This window comes from Elizabethkingia sp. YR214 (assembly GCF_003058195.1).
Taxonomy (GTDB): Bacteria; Bacteroidota; Bacteroidia; order Flavobacteriales; family Weeksellaceae; genus Elizabethkingia.
Map to the genome: position 1 here is coordinate 80355 of NZ_QBUH01000011.1, position 16423 is coordinate 96777.

Below are 16423 nucleotides of genomic sequence, written 5' to 3' on the forward strand. Positions count from 1 at the left end.
ATAAAGTTACTGTACACTGCTTCACCTTTACTATTAGCCTCTGTATCAAGACCTGTTATTGAACTAAAGGGCTTTCAGAAAGTGCATTTGAAGCCGGGAGAATCAAAAAATATTGTAATAGAGCTTCCTGTAAAAGAACTTAAGTTCTTAGATGAAAAAATGAACTGGATCGTTGAAAAAGGGACCTACAGAGTCATGATCGAAATTCGTCAAAGAATCTACCTTTAAAACAAAATATTGAAATAGACTAGTAGCTCTGGGATGATTTCTAATTTTGAAGAATGGTATTTTATTATCACTAATGAGGATGGCTAAATCGCTTCGTAGAAAAAGGATATAGGAAAAAACAGCTAAATTTTAAAACTCCTTAATTATTAAATGATTAACTTGTAGACAAATATGAAATATGTCTAAGAGAAAAAATAAAACGGATAATATTCCAGACAATTTAGGTAACAACAATAAGAAAACAGACTTAGAAAGAGCTAAAATAGTCTTGGAAAAGGCAAAGGCATTAAAGGCCCCTATAAAACATCTTACATCATCAGATAGTGCATTCGGAAGATCTTTAGAAGAGAAAAAGAAGGATAATGATTGAATAACAGGTTTTGTAGTATAAATTGAATTAGTCAACACTTAATCTGATAGTTATAATCAAGATTAATTAGCTTTAAAACAGATTAAGTATTATGACTACTTATTAAAAACAAGTTAGGTGTATTTGAATTAGCACAACATTTGGAAAACATATCCAAGTAAGGTATTACCATATTCCCGGGATAGTTTTTATAGACTTAAAGAACTGTATGAAGGGATCGGAGGATTTGTCTTACAGAAAATTTCCAGAAGAAAATCTGTGTTAAAGAATTGTGTACACTGGTCGATTGAGAAAGCTTTTATTTTACTTAGAATTTTTACTGCCAGAGAAGCTGATACTGCGGAATAAGAGAACAGTATGAATATCAGTTATATTTGCTATTGAAGGTATTTATCATACCAAAACAAAAGCTGAAAGCCCACAAGCCTATGGTATTTGTGAATATTTTCACATAGCCATAGAGGTGAGTGTTAAATGGTTACCTTCAGAAAGAAAATTTACAGAAGTATTTAAGAATTTTAATTGGATCTATTTTAACTGTGATATATGTAAGTTTATTATATAAAAGCATAATATTATAGACGAGTAATTATCCATCTTTGTATATGAAATGTTTAAATTATATTAAACAGGCTAATGATGGAAATCTGATAAAGTAATAATTACAATAAGACTATAAAAGACCTCAGGTATTATTAAAAACAAAATTCATTACCATTAGTAATTAGGGCTATTAGAAAGCAGTAAATATGTTTTCGAAAAGTTTTAATAAGTGGGATAGGAACTTTAGTTCCTATCCCTTTATTGTCAAAACAGTTGATAGTTCCATTATTGGCTGATATAAACTATCTGATATTTTTATAAAATCTAAGTTAAATTACAATGAGAAGTACATTAAATTATCATAGAAAGAGAGCCGGAGTAAACCGGCAGAAACGCAGTATAATACAGGACAATACGTCACAGCTCTCAGCCTTATTTTATATTCAAAATGCGAATACGGTTTTAAGAAAAGATTTGACAGATATACTGGAAGCATTAAAAGAATTAGAAAACCTGAATAAACAAGCGAAAGTGATATTGAATCTTCATTGTTCTACAGAGGTTGACCGACAGTGTGAAGATGCCTTATTACGTATAAGTTATAATCTTGCTTATGTTGAAGAGCAAATTTTTTACATAAAAGAAAATATTGTAGAAAAGAACAGGCTAAATTCATATATATTCTGGCATCAAAACCAGCATTTTATAGAGAAAATTACTATAGATTATAAACATATTGAAACACTTGGTTTTCAAATTCTTCCTAAAGAGGAAAAACTATACTGGAGAATTAATATATGTGATATTCAGGACGAGTTTTTTACATTAATTATAGCTCTTATAAACGTTTGTATGGGCGAACTGAAGTATATTGAGGAGCAAACGCCAGCCAGAATTAGTAACACCACCGCTAATATTATGCACAATATTCCCGTAAACTATACTCTTGAGCAGGCAAAGAAATACGAGAAAGAGTACTTAAAAGCATTACTGATCTATAAAGCTGAATTCAATAAAAAAAGAAATCTATGGGACAGGCTCTTAGATATATTAGCAGGAGGAACACATCAGTCGCCTAAAGAACATGTTATGTTAGACAGATGGATCAATGGGAATGATGAAAGGTAATATCCTATTTTATTTATTATATTGTTTTTTTAAAATTCATTTACTTACACTATGTAAGTAAATGAATTGTTTCTTTTATAAAAGTACAAGTATAGTATTTTATAGCCTTAATTATATGATGATGACTACAAGGTCTGGTGCATTCTAAATTAAATGTTTTCCTGTACCTTCTCCAAACAAAGTCTTGCCATAAGATAACTGACAGTAGATTCTGCTCCTTGATTGAGGTTGACATTGTGCTGCTCAAGACCATCGTAACAACCTCCTGTAGCAGGATTGTATATAATTTGATTCAGATGATTTTGTCCCAGGAACCAATTCATGGCATTCTGCATCAAATGAAGATATTGCGGATTATGAGAAACCTTATAGAATGCAGATAACGCTAAAACGGTATAGGCAATATCTATAGGTTGTTCACCTCCATTAATGGGGGTGTTTTTACTGTGTTTATGAAGCCAGCCTTTGTTTGAGATTACTTTAATATTAGAACCTATAATAATTTTTGATAAAAGAAAATGAAAAGCTTCAAAAGCGATATGTTTATATTTCTCGTTTCCTGTTGCTTGCCATGCACATAGTAAAGCTTCTGGCAGAACACTGTTAGCATAGGTTAAATAACGCTCAAACCATTGCCAGTCACTATCCCTGGCTTCTTTTTGGTATAATTTTAACAATTTATTAGCCAATTTTTTTATGACAGGTACATTGTGAATCGATTTTTGGTAGTATAAGCCTTTTATAATAAATGCAATTGCCCTTGGCGATGTAATTTTACGGATATAAAGAATACTTTTCTGCAGTATTTTCTCTGCCCGAACAGAAAATTCTTCGGGTAAATTTTCTTTCTGGGAAATAAGGAAGCCTAATGCCCAAATCGCTCTACCGTTAGAATCTTCGAGATTAGATTTATAATTCTGAGGGGTAAACTTTCTTTCTTTATCTACATAATTAAGAAAGCTACCATCATGCATTTGGCAGAAATCAATAAAATTTAAATAAACAGCTATTAATTTCAGGTCAGCCGGATCATTACTGTACATATAGTGTTGGCACATGGCAATCATTGCCCTGGCATTATCATCCAGTGTATATCCGGAATCCATATCAGGGCGATTCAGTATAGAGAACTGAAGCATGGCAAAATCTGTAGTTAACTGCCGAAAATGTTCAAGATTAATCTCAGGTAGAGTATAATGAAGCTCTATTTCTCCTTTTCCGTAAGCCTGAAATAAATGTGCATGGAGAAGAGAAGAATTCTCCCAGGCTGTAGGGGCCATTTTTTCTAAAGCTTTAGTTCTCAATTTTTCCTGTATGGTTTTATCTTTCAGTATAATGTTTACTGCCCACGCTAATTGTTGTGGAGATTCAAAATCTATAATAAGGCCACTCCCATCTTTCAATACTTCTAGTGCATGCGGAATAGGGGTAGATACAATGGGACATCCAGAACTGATGGCATAGGAAAAAGTACCGCTTACCGCCTGGTTTCTATCTTTAGAAGTGAAAAGATAAACATCGGTTAACTGAAGATATTCTAATAATTCTCCTAGGGGCAAATAGGAATTAATAAACGCTACATGATTTTCAATATCAAGCTTTTTAATAAGGTCTTTTAGATAATTTCTGTATTCTTCACCATGAGTTTTAATAATCATAGGGTGTGTTTTACCTATAATCAAAAAAATAACATCGGGGTGTTGCGAGATAATTTGGGGAAGTGCCTTTAATGTTGTTTCAATATTTTTTCCGGGTCCCAGAAGACCAAAGGTCGAGAGTACTTTTTTATGGGTAAGGTGGTATTTTGATTTTAATACAATTTTATCGTTATAGGCTAATAAATGGGTGCCATGTGGAATGATTTTGATTTTTTCTGGTGTAATGCCATAGTCATGAATCAAAATTTGAGAAGAAATACTTGTCATCACTATAATAGAGGCTGAAAGGTTAACAATCTGCTGTACTTTTTCTTTTAAATTTTTATCTGGTTTTGGAAGCACAGTATGAAAAGTTACAATTACTTCTTTTTCTAAAATCTTGAGAAAAACAGATAATCCTATGTTGGTGTCGGTAAAGAAACCGAATTCATGTTGCAATAAAACAAGTTTAATCAAGGGATCTTCATTTATTCTATTGGCCAGTTCTATATAAGAATCCGGATCGAATGTCTTGAGGATGTGGATAGCTTCTTCCGGATAGTGATAATGTTCCTGATTAGATTCCAAAGGAAAAACAGAGACTTGAAAAGAAGTTGGGAATTGAATTCTAAGTGTGTTAACCAGGTCCTGTGAGTATGTGGCAATACCACATACTTTTGGCGGAAAAGTACTAATAAAGGCAATCTTCGGCAGATATTTGTTTTTATAATGTATTGTGTTTTTATATAAGTTTTCGGATTGCCCTGTAATAGTATTATTTTGCATAATTAAATCGTTATTACTTTCCATTTTATTCCGGGATAATATTTAATTTATTTATAATGAAGAATAGTGCTGTAGTTCTTTTATGAGCTCTGATAGCTGAACTGAGACAACTGCAATGCGCTGGTCTGCTGCTCCGTAATATATATAGAGCGTGTCATTCTCTACAAGGGTTCCTGTTGGAAAGCAAACATTATTAACCTCCCCTTTTAGTTCCCATTTTTTTTCCGGTTGAAAAAGGGGATAGGGAAGTCTTGCAATTTCTTTTTTTGGGTCTTCCAAATCCAGCATGGCGGCGCATGCAGTATATACATAACCATCTATAGAATCATATACACCATGGTAAATAATAAGCCAACCTTCAGATGTTTCTACGGGGGGACAACCGCTTCCGATATAACTTATTTCATGGGCATATACAGGAGAAAGTACAATATGATCATTGAAATGAAGGAAATAATCTTTCCAAAAATCAGGAGTCAGTGCTTCCAGATTTTTAATGCCTGCAACCATCTGAATATCTGGCCGTATACGGTGGAGAAAATAGAGATTCCCATTAATTCTTCTGGGAAAAAAAACAAGATTTTTGCTCCACAGATAAACGTTATTCTTATCAGTTTGATGACTGATCTGGAATTGATTATAACGAATATACTTTTCATGAAGATTAGTTTTGTCTTCTGAGAAGAGTTTAAATTCTTCAAAAGTAATCTTGGGAGAAATGATTCCTATTTTTTTCCATTTTTTTAAATCCGTAGAAGTAGCTAAGGCTCCAAGAGCATTAATTCCATCGTAAGCGGTATAAGTAAGGTAAAACAGATTGTCAATCTTTACCAGACGAGGGTCTTCTACTCCTTGTTTTTCATAATCATATTCAGGTATCAAAACAGGAACGTCTTTTCGTTTTTTTATATGCAGTGGACCAGACAATTGGCAGTAGCCTATGCTTGAAAAATTTCCTTTAGCCACAGCACGGTAAAATAGATGTATTATTTTATTATCTTTTATTACAGCAGGATTTAAAACACCTTCATTTTCAAAACTATAATCTGTTTTCTTTAAAAGAATTCCTTCTTTTTTTATGTTTAACTTTTTCATTCAGGTATCAAGACGCCTTCTTTCATTTTCTTTATCAATTCTTTTGGCAATTTTGTCTTTACGCTTCTCCTTTGTTGATTTTGAGGGGGCCGTTTTATCCTGACTGTCAGATTTCTTTTTTCCGTTTCTCTCTTTTGACATGGTATATACTTTATTTGATTAGGTGTAAAGGTCAGGCTTTAAAAAGCAGCTGCTTTATAAACGTCTTATAATTTGTTATATAAATCATAGGTATTTAAAGTATAAACACTAACTTTGAAAATAGAGATATCATAAAATATTGATTCTTAGTAATATAAAATAGCTGTAGGAAATGTGATGAAGTTGTATATAAAGTATATGGTAAGCTTGCGCTGCAAGATGGTCGTTCATCAGGAACTCGAGAACTTAGGGATAAAAAATGCTGTCGTAGATCTTGGGATGGTAGAGTTATGGGATGATATATCTCTTTCACAAAGAACAATGCTGAGAGAAAATCTCCTGAAAACAGGCCTTGAACTCTTAGATGACAAAAAAAGTATCCTTATTGAAAAGATCAAGAATGTTGTTACGCAGATGATTCATTATACAGATGAATTTCCAAAAGAAAACTTTTCAGACTACATTAGCGAAAAATTAGGCTATGATTATACTTACCTGGCCAATACATTTTCTGAAGTAAAGGGAATAACCTTACAGCATTTCATTATTATCAACAAAGTAGAAAAGATAAAAGAGCTCTTGCTTTATGATGAACTCAATCTCACAGAAATTTCTTATAAGCTCAATTATAGCAGTGTTGCCCATCTTTCGAATCAATTTAAAAAAATAACAGGTCTTTCTCCCTCATTTTACAAAAAACTTAAGCTTCGGCGTTTAAAAAATCTTGAAGATTTATAAAGATGTGATATATGTAAGTTTATTATATTCAGGTATAATGATTGAGTGAATTAAATAGCTCACCTTTACTCAGTAATAATTCTGTTACACCTAAAAAAATAGCATTATGGATAACAACCAAAATAAAAACCTTGGCAATTTTAGAATAAAAGGTAATTGGGCTGAACAGGCCAGAGGACTTAAGAAAAAATTTGCAGAGCTAAAAGATTCTGATCTTCAGTTTGAAGAAGGAAAAGAAGATGAATTACTCAGAAAGTTGGGGCAAAAATTAAATAAAAATCGTGAGGAAACTATTGATATCATTAATAAAGCACTTGTATTGTAGGTTGATCAATTAAAATATAAAAAATAATTGATCTGCTATAAAGAGTCTTAGTAAACAGAACAGGTGCCTACAAGGAGCCTGTTCTGTTAGTTTAATATGAACTTATACCAAAGGGTGGAGTTTACTTTATGTTTTATCAAAGACATTCTGAATAGCAATAAGCATTATTAACACACGATAAAAGAATATACATAATCAAATAATATTTTTATGATGAAAAATACAACGCTTTACCTGTTTAAAAATAGTGTAACTAAAAAAATACCTTTATTTAAAGGTTATTATGAACTGACTTCACTTAATGATATTATGGCTTCTGAATTTTTTGATATAGAGATGGTTACCGAATGTATCGTAGAGGTGCCGGATGATTTTGAATTTGAGGATTATTTGCAAGATGAACTTATAAAATGGTGCGAGGAATCAAAGAGTACAATTGATCATAACTTCATTGTCACATGTAATGATTATGATGTTATTTAGTTTAAGAAAATTTAAAGAGCTAATATCCTGCAGTTGCTTAGAAACAGGGAAAGTACTTGATGTCCTATGAAAAATAAAATATACCTTTTAGGATGGACAATCATTCTGCCTGTAATGGCATGGTTGGTTTATTTGTTTCATAATAGTTTTACCGGGCATATTTATTCTCTGATTCTTGTATTTTTTCTCATAAGTTCGGTTTTAGCAGCTGTATATCATTCTGAGATTATTGCCTATAGGGTAGGGGAACCCTACGGAACCCTTCTTTTAGCTTTTGCCATAACGATTATTGAGGCAGCACTTATTATATCTATTATGCTTAGCAGCAAGGGGCTAGAAAGCATATCTCTGGCAAGGGATACTGTTTTTGCAGCCGTTATGATTATTCTTACCGGAATTATAGGTGTGTGTATTATAGTAGGTTCATTGAAATACAGAGAACAGGTATTTACCTTACAGGGTGTTAGTACTGCTTTAATAACGCTTACCTCTATTGTTGTTTTTATCTTAATTCTGCCCAACTATACCATAAGCCATACAGGAGGAGAATATACTCCATACCAGTTAATATTTATTTCTTTAATATGTCTGGCTTTGTATATGGGTTTTACGATGATACAAACGGTAAGGCATCGCGCTTATTTTATAGCACCCATACCGAATAAAAGTTCCGATTTTATTGAAGATGATGTCCCACTGGAAAAGCCCTCCAGAAAGGTGATGTATTTTAGTATTATGCTTTTATTGTTATGTCTTGGAATCGTCGTGCTTCTGGCCAAATACCTCTCAAAAGATGTCGATACACTGGTCATAGGACTAGGGGCCCCAAAGTCGTTAGTAGGGATTATTATTGCCGGAATAGTTCTTCTTCCGGAAGGAATTGCGGCTATCAGGGCAGCATACAATAACCGAATTCAAACGAGTCTTAATTTAGCTTTAGGTTCAGCTCTGGCAAGTATTGGGTTGAGTATTCCTTTCATCGCTTTTGTCTCTGTAATAGCTGATATGAGAATGATGTTAGGCATCAGCATTAAATCAATACTGCTTTTAGGATTGTCTTTATTTATTATTACAGTTTCCCTAGCAACAGGCCGTACCAATATTATGCAGGGATTTGTATTGATTGCCATTTTTATACTTTACCTGTTCACTACACTTGAACCCTAAAAATTATAATAATTCTGCGGATTAGTTCTTCTGATTCTCATCTGTTTTAAGTTCGTTTCCAATCTGATCTGTCTGAGTTAGCGGGAGGTTATAATTTTCTTTAATATAACGTAGGATTAGGGTATCGGTTTGATGATTGAGTTTTCTTATAAAAAGATGATTGCCCTGCTTTAGCTTATTGATATAAATCTCTGGATTTTGTTTTGTTACCTTTGACAATTTAATAAGCATTCTTTTGTCATCATTTACCGCAATATCATGAAATGTTGTATTCATTAAGACTGTTTGGAAGAAAGAGTCTCCGGGCAGAAAAGTATGAAGATAAAAATTTTTAAATTTCACAACCTTATCGTTACCACACATAAAAGCACAGGTATCGCGTGTGAAAATAAACCACTTTCCGCCAATATAAGGCGTTATTCCTTTCATAAACTCTCTTTTATAAATCAGAGAAGATATCTTATAAGCCAATTCTGTAAAATGATTTTGGATTCTTTGAAGCGTATCGGGCCTGTAAAATTTCTGATCGTAATAGAAAATAAAGTTTTTATTCGTGTTTTCAGAGAGAAACTGGCGAATAATATTTTGATTTTTTAAGGGATAATCATCGCCACTGAGATTAATAAAAAAATCCCAATCAGCACTTACGTTAAGAAGGTATTCCATGGCATTGAGCTCAGCTTGTATCATGCTAAATCCTCCAGGATTAATGTTCATACTTTGTAAAACATAAGCATTTGGAAACTGTATGAGAAATTGTTGAATTTCTTCTGTAAATTCTGATTTTGCTTTTCTGTCAATATGGATAAGGTAGAATTGATCTCTTGTATAAATTTGATGAAAGAGTTTTTTGAAAACTTCTGGTTCATGATGTACCATAATGAAATAGGCAATTCTTATCAAAGGTGGAGGAGAGGTGGTTGCCAGCTGAGATTGTGTTTTGGGAAAATAAGTATACATTATCAGAGGATTAAAATTATCCGCTAAATGCAAACAATTTGTTTCGTGCACGAAATCTATGAATAAATTTTTGATAATCAGTTAATTAAATATGGTGTTGTTCTGAAAGTTTATTGTACATTTGCAACACAATAAATAACAGGCCTCTGCCTTTGCCTTCTGTCACAGTTTAAAATACCCCCTTTTTTTCTTTTTCAGTAACTAGCTTTTCCAGCCGCCAAATTTTAACTTTTTAAATCTTTATGGATGAATATGAGTTTAGGTAGTAAGAGCTATATCAATAAGCAGTTACATAATACGCAGGATTATAAACTTTTATTTCCTTATTTAAGGACTGTTGTTTATGAATTTTATTCAGGATTTTATGGAAAACCTGATTCACTAAAAGCCTGAAAAAGGCAATTTCAAAACAATGAATTTTAAAAGTTTAAATTTAATAAATCCTATTATCCGCGCCATAACTGAAGCCGGATATTCAAAACCCACTGATATCCAAAATATGGCGATACCACATATTCTTGAGGGAAAAGATATTATTGGCTGTGCACAGACCGGAACCGGAAAAACAGCAGCATTTGCAATGCCTGTTCTCCAGTTACTTAAAAAGAAAAATCCGGAACATAAAGAAGTCCGAACACTCATTCTAACCCCCACACGGGAACTGGCAATACAGATTGAGGAAAACTTTAAGGTTTATAGTAAATATCTGCCACTATCACAGCTTTGTGTTTTCGGCGGTGTCGGCAAGGGAAGCCAGATTGCAGCCTTAAGAAAAAGAGTAGACGTATTGATTGCCACACCGGGAAGACTTTTAGACTTGTGTAGCGATGGACATGTAAATCTTTCCAAAATTGAAGTTCTGGTTCTGGATGAAGCAGACAGAATGCTTGACATGGGTTTTGTGAATGATGTGAAAAAGATTCTTAGGCTAACACCCTCAAAGAAACAAACGCTGTTTTTCTCTGCAACTATGCCTGTTTCTATACGGAAATTTGCAAATACAATTGTTAAGAATCCAGTAGAAGTATCGGTAACACCTGTTTCGTCAACTGCGAAAACTATAGAGCAGTCAGTATATTTTGTAGACAAGAACAGAAAAACAGATTTACTTATCAATCTCTTGGAAGACTCTAGCATTAACCGGCTATTGGTTTTTACTCGAACCAAACACGGAGCTGACCGATTGGTAAAACAACTGGGACACACAGGAATCTTTGCCGCAGCAATTCATGGAAACAAATCCCAACAAGCTAGGCAAAAAGCACTTGAAGACTTTAAAAAGAGTAAGGTTCGTGTTTTAATCGCCACTGATATTGCGGCACGTGGAATCGATATCGATGAACTTTCTTTCGTTATCAATTATGAACTCCCGAATGTCCCGGAAACATATGTTCACCGAATAGGCAGAACAGGAAGAGCCGGAATGGAAGGAAAAGCAGTTTCTTTTTGCGACGAGGATGAACGTTCTGATTTAAAAAATATTCAAAAGCTCATTGGCTTTACAATGCCTGTCGGAAATCAGGCTGGCTTACACTAAGAAATATTGAATTAATGAACGGAATAAAGATATTCCCTCATTAATCATCATTTATACAATAACAATTTTTTAATAACAATTACAATGCAACAAGGCACCGTAAAATTTTTCAATGAAGCAAAAGGCTTCGGATTTATTTCTCCTAATAATGGAGGAGAAGACATTTTTGTACATTCTACAGGTTTAACATCCAACAATATTCGCGAAAACGATGCTGTTGTATATGAAGTAGAACGTGGAAAAAAAGGTTTAAATGCTGTCAATGTAAAATTGGCATAATCTAAGTCGTATATTATTTTTTATTTTCGATATACAATAGGCCTCTCGTACAGTACGGGAGGTTTTTTATCTATTTTACAAAAATTGTATTTAAATATACTCTTTGCCACATATCTTTACGTAATATAAATTAAAATGATACCATGATTACAATCAATAATTTTGAAGAATATAAATCGCTGGAAGGTGTCATGGTGGGCAGCTCTTCCTGGCATATCATAGATCAGCAACAGATCAATCAGTTTGCTGATGCAACACTAGATCATCAGTGGATTCATGTTGATCCTCAGAAGGCTGAAAGTGAAGGCCCTTATAAATCAACAATTGCGCACGGCTATTTAACCCTATCCCTTATTCCTTATCTGTGGAAACAAATTGCAGAAGTAAGGAATGTTACTATGGAGATTAATTACGGGATAGAAAACCTTAGGTTTGGACTTCCTGTAAAAGTTAACGCTGAAGTTTCTTTGCAGGCTACTATAAAATCTGTCAATAATCTTAGGGGAACGGTCAAAGTTACTATCGAAGCTAAGCTTCTGATTAAAGATGAGGCTAAACCAGCTTATATTGGCGATGTGGTTTTTCTCTACCATTTTAAATAATGCCTATATATAAATATGAATTTCCAAAATTAATAGAGAGCTTTAAACAGTCAGAGAACTTTTGTTTTTTTAGTGGATTAATTCTTGAGTTTTGATTATGTTGTTGAATAAGAGTTCTATATATGTGCTTGAATTAATGAGTAAAAACATAAACTTTAATTTACCCAATAAAAGTTTAAGCTTAAATTTCAGCATAGAATCGCTTCCTTTAATATCTATTCTGCAAAGCTCAAAAGGATTAGTATTATAAATATGATTTATTTTATTTCCTATTCTGACTGCAAAATGAATGTCATTTTGTTTTAGCATAGAGATAAATTCTTTTTTGCTTTTCTTCTCTCTTATATGTTTCCCATAAGGATAAGCAAAAACTTTTGAATAATTAATCTGATTTTTTTTCAATATTTCAATATTGGTTTTAATATCTGCATCTGCCTGTTGAGGTGACAGGGTTCTGAAATTTCTGTGAAAGTGACTATGTAAACCAATTTCAATAAGATCAGAAGGAAGACTTCTTATTTCGTCAAAACTCATCATAGTATTATCATTATATCCATTTTCAATAAAGAAAGTAGGAATAAATATAACTGCTTTTAAAGAATGTTTTTTTAATAATTTCGGGAGATATTCATAATTATTTCTATAGCCATCATCAAATGATATAATAATTTTTTTCTTAGTAGATGCATGTATTTCGTTGAAAAAAATTGGAAGATATTTCTTTTTACTTAAGTATTCAAATTGCTTTTCCAAAGCATTTATTTCTACAGTTAAACTATCCTGAGTGTGTTTTCCAATCTTATGATACATCAGTATGATTAACCTTTCTTTCGGAGAAAGGAAGAGGTGAATTCGAAAATAAATGATCAAAAATTGAAGAATTAAAACTAATATAATATAGATCATCAGAAGTTTAATTTTTTAATTTTTCATAAAGTTTAAGATACTTAAGAAAAGTATAATATGATAAGGTTACTGAACAATAATAACCTACCATACCATCAATCCATCCATGCCTAATAAAATATGTTTTTATAAATGTAAATACAGGCCCCATAACTATTTTAAAGAGGCTTATTCTTTTTCCGTCTATTAGCATTTTTTCTGCCATCATTTGAGAATACAGGTTTATCTTCTCTATATGATGATGAATATTTTTATATGTATAGTGTGATATCTTTCCAGATATCGTTCCTATGTCCTTATTGGTTAAAAACTTCTCATGGACTATATCATCTGAATATTTACCTGCTTCTTTTTTAAAAAGTCTTTCTCTGTAAACATTTCCCCAACCGCCGTAACGAATCGAACTTCCAAAAAGAATATTATCCAGTTTAATTTTATATACATCATGTTTTGATGAGTTTTTTTGTGTAATTTCAAAAATCTGATTTATAAGCTCTTGGTCAGGAATTTCATCCGCATCTAAAAAAAGAATCCATTTTCCGGAACATAAATCTAAAGTGTAATTTTTTTGGGAACCATATCCTTCAAATTTTTTTTCGTAGAATTTAACTTTTGAATAGCCCAGGCATATCTCCTTTGTATTGTCTGTTGAAAAGCTATCTACAATAATAACCTCGTCAGCTATATGGTGTACTGCGTTTAAAAAACGTTTTATATTGCTATTTTCATTATAAACAATAGAAGCTACTGTAAGATTCATCATATCTCTTATTAATTAAAAGCTCTGTTAAAAAGAATGAATAATTGATTGAAGTATTTTGATATCCTTCGGCTATGAAATATCATAATTAAGGTGAATTATTTGTAATTCACCTTAATTTTTTTCATTCTATTTTTTTTGAATACTTAGAAACTGAAATGTATTATGGTCTTTTTAATCTAAATCCTTCAGTTGCTTTATCATTGGAAGGATCATATGAGGTAATCTCTAAGGTGTTACTGTTCATGCTCACTACTTTATAATAAATTTTCTTTCCGGTGGTCGTTGTAACAACTATTCTGTCAGTACCTTCATATACATATTTACCCGATACGTTCTGATCTAAATAAGTAGTAAGATAGGACATATCTTTATCGAATTCCATGTAGTAAGTATCTTTGCTATGATCTACAACCTTTCCTAGAGAATCAATATATGCCATTATTTGCCAGTTTCCTGTAACGTTATATTTTGTTGTTTGATGTTCTTCATCTCTTTTAGATGAACATGATGTTGTAACAACTCCTAATGTTGCTATAGCAATTGCTAAAATTTTAATTGTTTTTTTCATAATAATTTATTTTAAGTTTATTTTTTAATAGTTTATTTAAGTGTTAAAAAGATTCTCTTACAAAGGAATTGAAAAGAATAGAAAACATAAAAAGAGAGGCCCCTCAAGAACCCCTCTTTCATGTAATGTGTTGTATTTTAGTTTAATTTAATGCATTTATTGTTGGCTGTTTATTCTATAAACTTTGTAAGCCATAACTTTAAATCCTCATCAGGAGATAATTTTAATCTTTTCCTTATATTATACCTATTGTTCTCTATAGTTTTGGTTGCTTTAAAAGTATATGAGGCAATTTCTTTAGTTGTAAAGCCAAGATAGATATAAGCACAAAAAGCAAGTTCCGATGCTTTTAGATTTGTATTTACTTGTAAAATATTTTTGGTGAACTCTGGATAAATTTCCTGAAAACGAACCCAGAAATGTGGAGAATTACTTTGAGCCAAATCAATGATTTCATTAAAAGCATCATTTTTTTGTAACTGAAGTTTTTTGATTTCACTATTCTTAACCAATAGCTCTTCTTCTTTTTCAATAATCTGATTCTTGTGTATATTATGTTTTAAGTTGGTAATAGCTTTTTGTTTCTTTTGATAATAAATCGCGGTAATAAATAACAATATAAAGAATGCAACTATAAATGTAACCTTTATATTGCTTTTATAAGTTATGGAGGCCTTTTCTGTTATGTGATCCTGCTCTATATTATCCAGTAGTGTGTGTATACGTTTCTGACTTACCTTTTCATCAAATATTCTGTATTGATCTGCTAATCTAAAATATTCCTCTTCTTTGTCCTTACTACCAAGTATTTTATAGGTTTTTGATATTTTCATAGTCAGAGCAACTGCAGTATTTGTATTTCTCAAAAACTTCTTCTTATTACTAAAAGAGACTAAATAAAAATCAAGTGCTTTTTGGTAGTTTTTGGTTTCAAAATAATAATCTCCATATAATTCTAAAAAAAGGGTTGTATATAGATTTCCTTCAGATAGTGCTTGATTATAGGCCTTTTGTATATAAGGATAGGCGGCGGAAGCATTATGCTGTGCCATATAAATAATGGCTTTGTAATAATAAATATATGCTTTGTATCTAATTGCTTCTCTTGCTAAAAAATAATCACGTTGTGGTATCTTTTCTACCAAAGAAATTGACTTATCTGCATGTATATGTGCAGATTTGTAATCATTTATTTCTGTATAATAATCAGCAAGTGCGGAGTAGTTAATGGACTGTAAGAGTATTGATTGAGTCTGGTCAATAGAAGCTAATTGTTTCAATGTATTAGTGTCCTCAATTCGCTGTTTTTCAAATAGAAGCATGCGAGAATAATACATTGAATTTAAATTTCCGTAGAGGGCGATTAGATAATAACTTTGCTTTGTGGCATCTTCTTTAATTCCTTTTTTTATATAAATATTCGCTTCTTTAAACTCCCCATAAAACAGTAAGCTTCTTGCAATATAATAATAAGCCTGAGATTTTTTTGATGAATTTTTGAGCTCTTCAGCACTTAGACTGGCCATTTTTGCATACTCCAACGATTTGAGGGGGTCTTTCCAGATATAAAAATCTGCAGAATTAATTAATTCATCGACCTTTTGAAGTTCCTTAGTATTCTGACAAAAGAAAATAGAAATCTGAAAAAAATAAAAAATAAAAATAAAAGCTTTCTTCATTTGTTTGACGTAGTAAATAATTATTTATATATAGATATTATTAAAACATTTATTTTAATTCTTATAGTGTAATAACGGATGAAAATGCAAAATCAGAATAACAGAATTTGAGTGTATCCTATTGATTTGTAGCTTTATGTATTTTTTTATGTGAATTGTTTAAAAGTACAAAATTAAATTATATAACATATTATATATTTATTGATATTCAAATATAAATGCTTTTATATTGCTTTGAATATAAAAGTAATTATAACTTTTTTTTGGATTATTATATTGGTTTACAGATTAATACATTCTTATTATGTCTCTTTTTTGAGAATTATAATAAAGAGCCTGATATGCATTATATTCTATTTGGATAAATGATATTTTTTAGAATTCAATTTATTGATATTCAACTATTTGTGAATTTTATTTAACTGTGCTGTAAGAATAGAGGGTATAATGAGGGGATTATCTGCTTAGTTGTTAGAAAGTGATTAAGT

18 protein-coding genes are annotated in these 16423 nt (G+C 31.7%); 10 read left to right on the forward strand and 8 right to left on the reverse strand.

Features of this window, described 5'->3' with window-relative positions:
• The first annotated feature begins 57 nt into the window (after positions 1-57).
• From C8J95_RS17315 to C8J95_RS17325, 3 genes are all read left to right on the forward strand, one after another.
• Positions 58-228, forward strand: a complete 171-nt coding sequence (locus C8J95_RS17315) for a fibronectin type III-like domain-contianing protein (protein ID WP_255412871.1) — start codon at positions 58-60, stop codon at positions 226-228.
• Positions 229-406: 178 nt separating this feature from the next.
• Positions 407-598 carry a hypothetical protein gene (locus tag C8J95_RS17320; RefSeq protein WP_078721025.1) on the forward strand — a complete coding sequence of 64 codons (192 nt, stop codon included), beginning with the start codon at positions 407-409 and terminating at the stop codon, positions 596-598.
• 882 nt (positions 599-1480) lie between these two features.
• The gene (locus C8J95_RS17325; protein ID WP_107809964.1) at positions 1481-2269 is read left to right on the forward strand and encodes a hypothetical protein; all 789 of its coding nucleotides are present in this window, start codon (positions 1481-1483) and stop codon (positions 2267-2269) included.
• Between the two features lie 149 nt (positions 2270-2418).
• Here the strand turns inward: C8J95_RS17325 and C8J95_RS17330 are convergent, their stop codons facing one another.
• From C8J95_RS17330 to C8J95_RS18830, 3 genes are read right to left on the reverse strand one after another with little or no spacing between them, the layout of a single operon-like run.
• Entirely contained in the window at positions 2419-4692 is a 2274-nt protein-coding gene (locus tag C8J95_RS17330; protein ID WP_185124631.1) for a glycosyltransferase, read from the reverse strand.
• A gap of 51 nt (positions 4693-4743) precedes the next feature.
• The gene (locus tag C8J95_RS17335) at positions 4744-5787 is read right to left on the reverse strand and encodes a pesticidal protein Cry7Aa (RefSeq protein ID WP_107809966.1); all 1044 of its coding nucleotides are present in this window, start codon (positions 5785-5787) and stop codon (positions 4744-4746) included.
• The gene (locus C8J95_RS18830; RefSeq protein WP_165689191.1) at positions 5788-5928 is read right to left on the reverse strand and encodes a hypothetical protein; all 141 of its coding nucleotides are present in this window, start codon (positions 5926-5928) and stop codon (positions 5788-5790) included.
• A gap of 177 nt (positions 5929-6105) precedes the next feature.
• On the opposite strand from C8J95_RS18830, the gene C8J95_RS17340 reads away from it, so the two are divergent.
• From C8J95_RS17340 to C8J95_RS17355, 4 genes are all read left to right on the forward strand, one after another.
• Positions 6106-6666, forward strand: coding sequence for an AraC family transcriptional regulator (locus C8J95_RS17340; RefSeq protein WP_249089013.1), 561 nt, complete (start codon positions 6106-6108; stop codon positions 6664-6666).
• 106 nt (positions 6667-6772) lie between these two features.
• Positions 6773-6991 (forward strand): hypothetical protein, encoded by a 219-nt coding sequence (locus C8J95_RS17345; RefSeq protein ID WP_021348986.1) that lies wholly within the window; start codon positions 6773-6775, stop codon positions 6989-6991.
• 210 nt (positions 6992-7201) lie between these two features.
• The gene (locus tag C8J95_RS17350) at positions 7202-7474 is read left to right on the forward strand and encodes a heme oxygenase (RefSeq protein WP_146165473.1); all 273 of its coding nucleotides are present in this window, start codon (positions 7202-7204) and stop codon (positions 7472-7474) included.
• A gap of 66 nt (positions 7475-7540) precedes the next feature.
• Positions 7541-8641 carry a calcium:proton antiporter gene (locus C8J95_RS17355; RefSeq protein ID WP_078721030.1) on the forward strand — a complete coding sequence of 367 codons (1101 nt, stop codon included), beginning with the start codon at positions 7541-7543 and terminating at the stop codon, positions 8639-8641.
• A gap of 21 nt (positions 8642-8662) precedes the next feature.
• Here C8J95_RS17355 and C8J95_RS17360 read toward each other — a convergent pair whose 3' ends face one another.
• Positions 8663-9601, reverse strand: a complete 939-nt coding sequence (locus tag C8J95_RS17360) for a beta-1,6-N-acetylglucosaminyltransferase (protein ID WP_107809968.1) — start codon at positions 9599-9601, stop codon at positions 8663-8665.
• Between the two features lie 412 nt (positions 9602-10013).
• On the opposite strand from C8J95_RS17360, the gene C8J95_RS17365 reads away from it, so the two are divergent.
• From C8J95_RS17365 to C8J95_RS17375, 3 genes are all read left to right on the forward strand, one after another.
• Positions 10014-11138 (forward strand): DEAD/DEAH box helicase, encoded by a 1125-nt coding sequence (locus C8J95_RS17365; protein WP_107809969.1) that lies wholly within the window; start codon positions 10014-10016, stop codon positions 11136-11138.
• Positions 11139-11222: 84 nt separating this feature from the next.
• Positions 11223-11417, forward strand: coding sequence for a cold-shock protein (locus tag C8J95_RS17370; protein WP_078721033.1), 195 nt, complete (start codon positions 11223-11225; stop codon positions 11415-11417).
• A 143-nt stretch (positions 11418-11560) separates the two neighbouring features.
• The gene (locus C8J95_RS17375; RefSeq protein WP_107809970.1) at positions 11561-12019 is read left to right on the forward strand and encodes a MaoC family dehydratase; all 459 of its coding nucleotides are present in this window, start codon (positions 11561-11563) and stop codon (positions 12017-12019) included.
• A 69-nt stretch (positions 12020-12088) separates the two neighbouring features.
• Here the strand turns inward: C8J95_RS17375 and C8J95_RS17380 are convergent, their stop codons facing one another.
• From C8J95_RS17380 to C8J95_RS17395, 4 genes are all read right to left on the reverse strand, one after another.
• Complete coding sequence (locus C8J95_RS17380) at positions 12089-12829, reverse strand: polysaccharide deacetylase family protein (RefSeq protein WP_158267965.1); 741 nt, start codon at positions 12827-12829, stop codon at positions 12089-12091.
• 103 nt (positions 12830-12932) lie between these two features.
• Positions 12933-13688: a glycosyltransferase family 2 protein gene (locus tag C8J95_RS17385; RefSeq protein ID WP_078721036.1), complete on the reverse strand. Its 756-nt coding sequence runs from the start codon at positions 13686-13688 to the stop codon at positions 12933-12935.
• Between the two features lie 160 nt (positions 13689-13848).
• Positions 13849-14256, reverse strand: a complete 408-nt coding sequence (locus C8J95_RS17390) for a hypothetical protein (RefSeq protein ID WP_078721037.1) — start codon at positions 14254-14256, stop codon at positions 13849-13851.
• A 170-nt stretch (positions 14257-14426) separates the two neighbouring features.
• Positions 14427-15935 (reverse strand): hypothetical protein, encoded by a 1509-nt coding sequence (locus C8J95_RS17395; RefSeq protein WP_078721038.1) that lies wholly within the window; start codon positions 15933-15935, stop codon positions 14427-14429.
• Between the last annotated feature and the right edge of the window lie 488 nt (positions 15936-16423).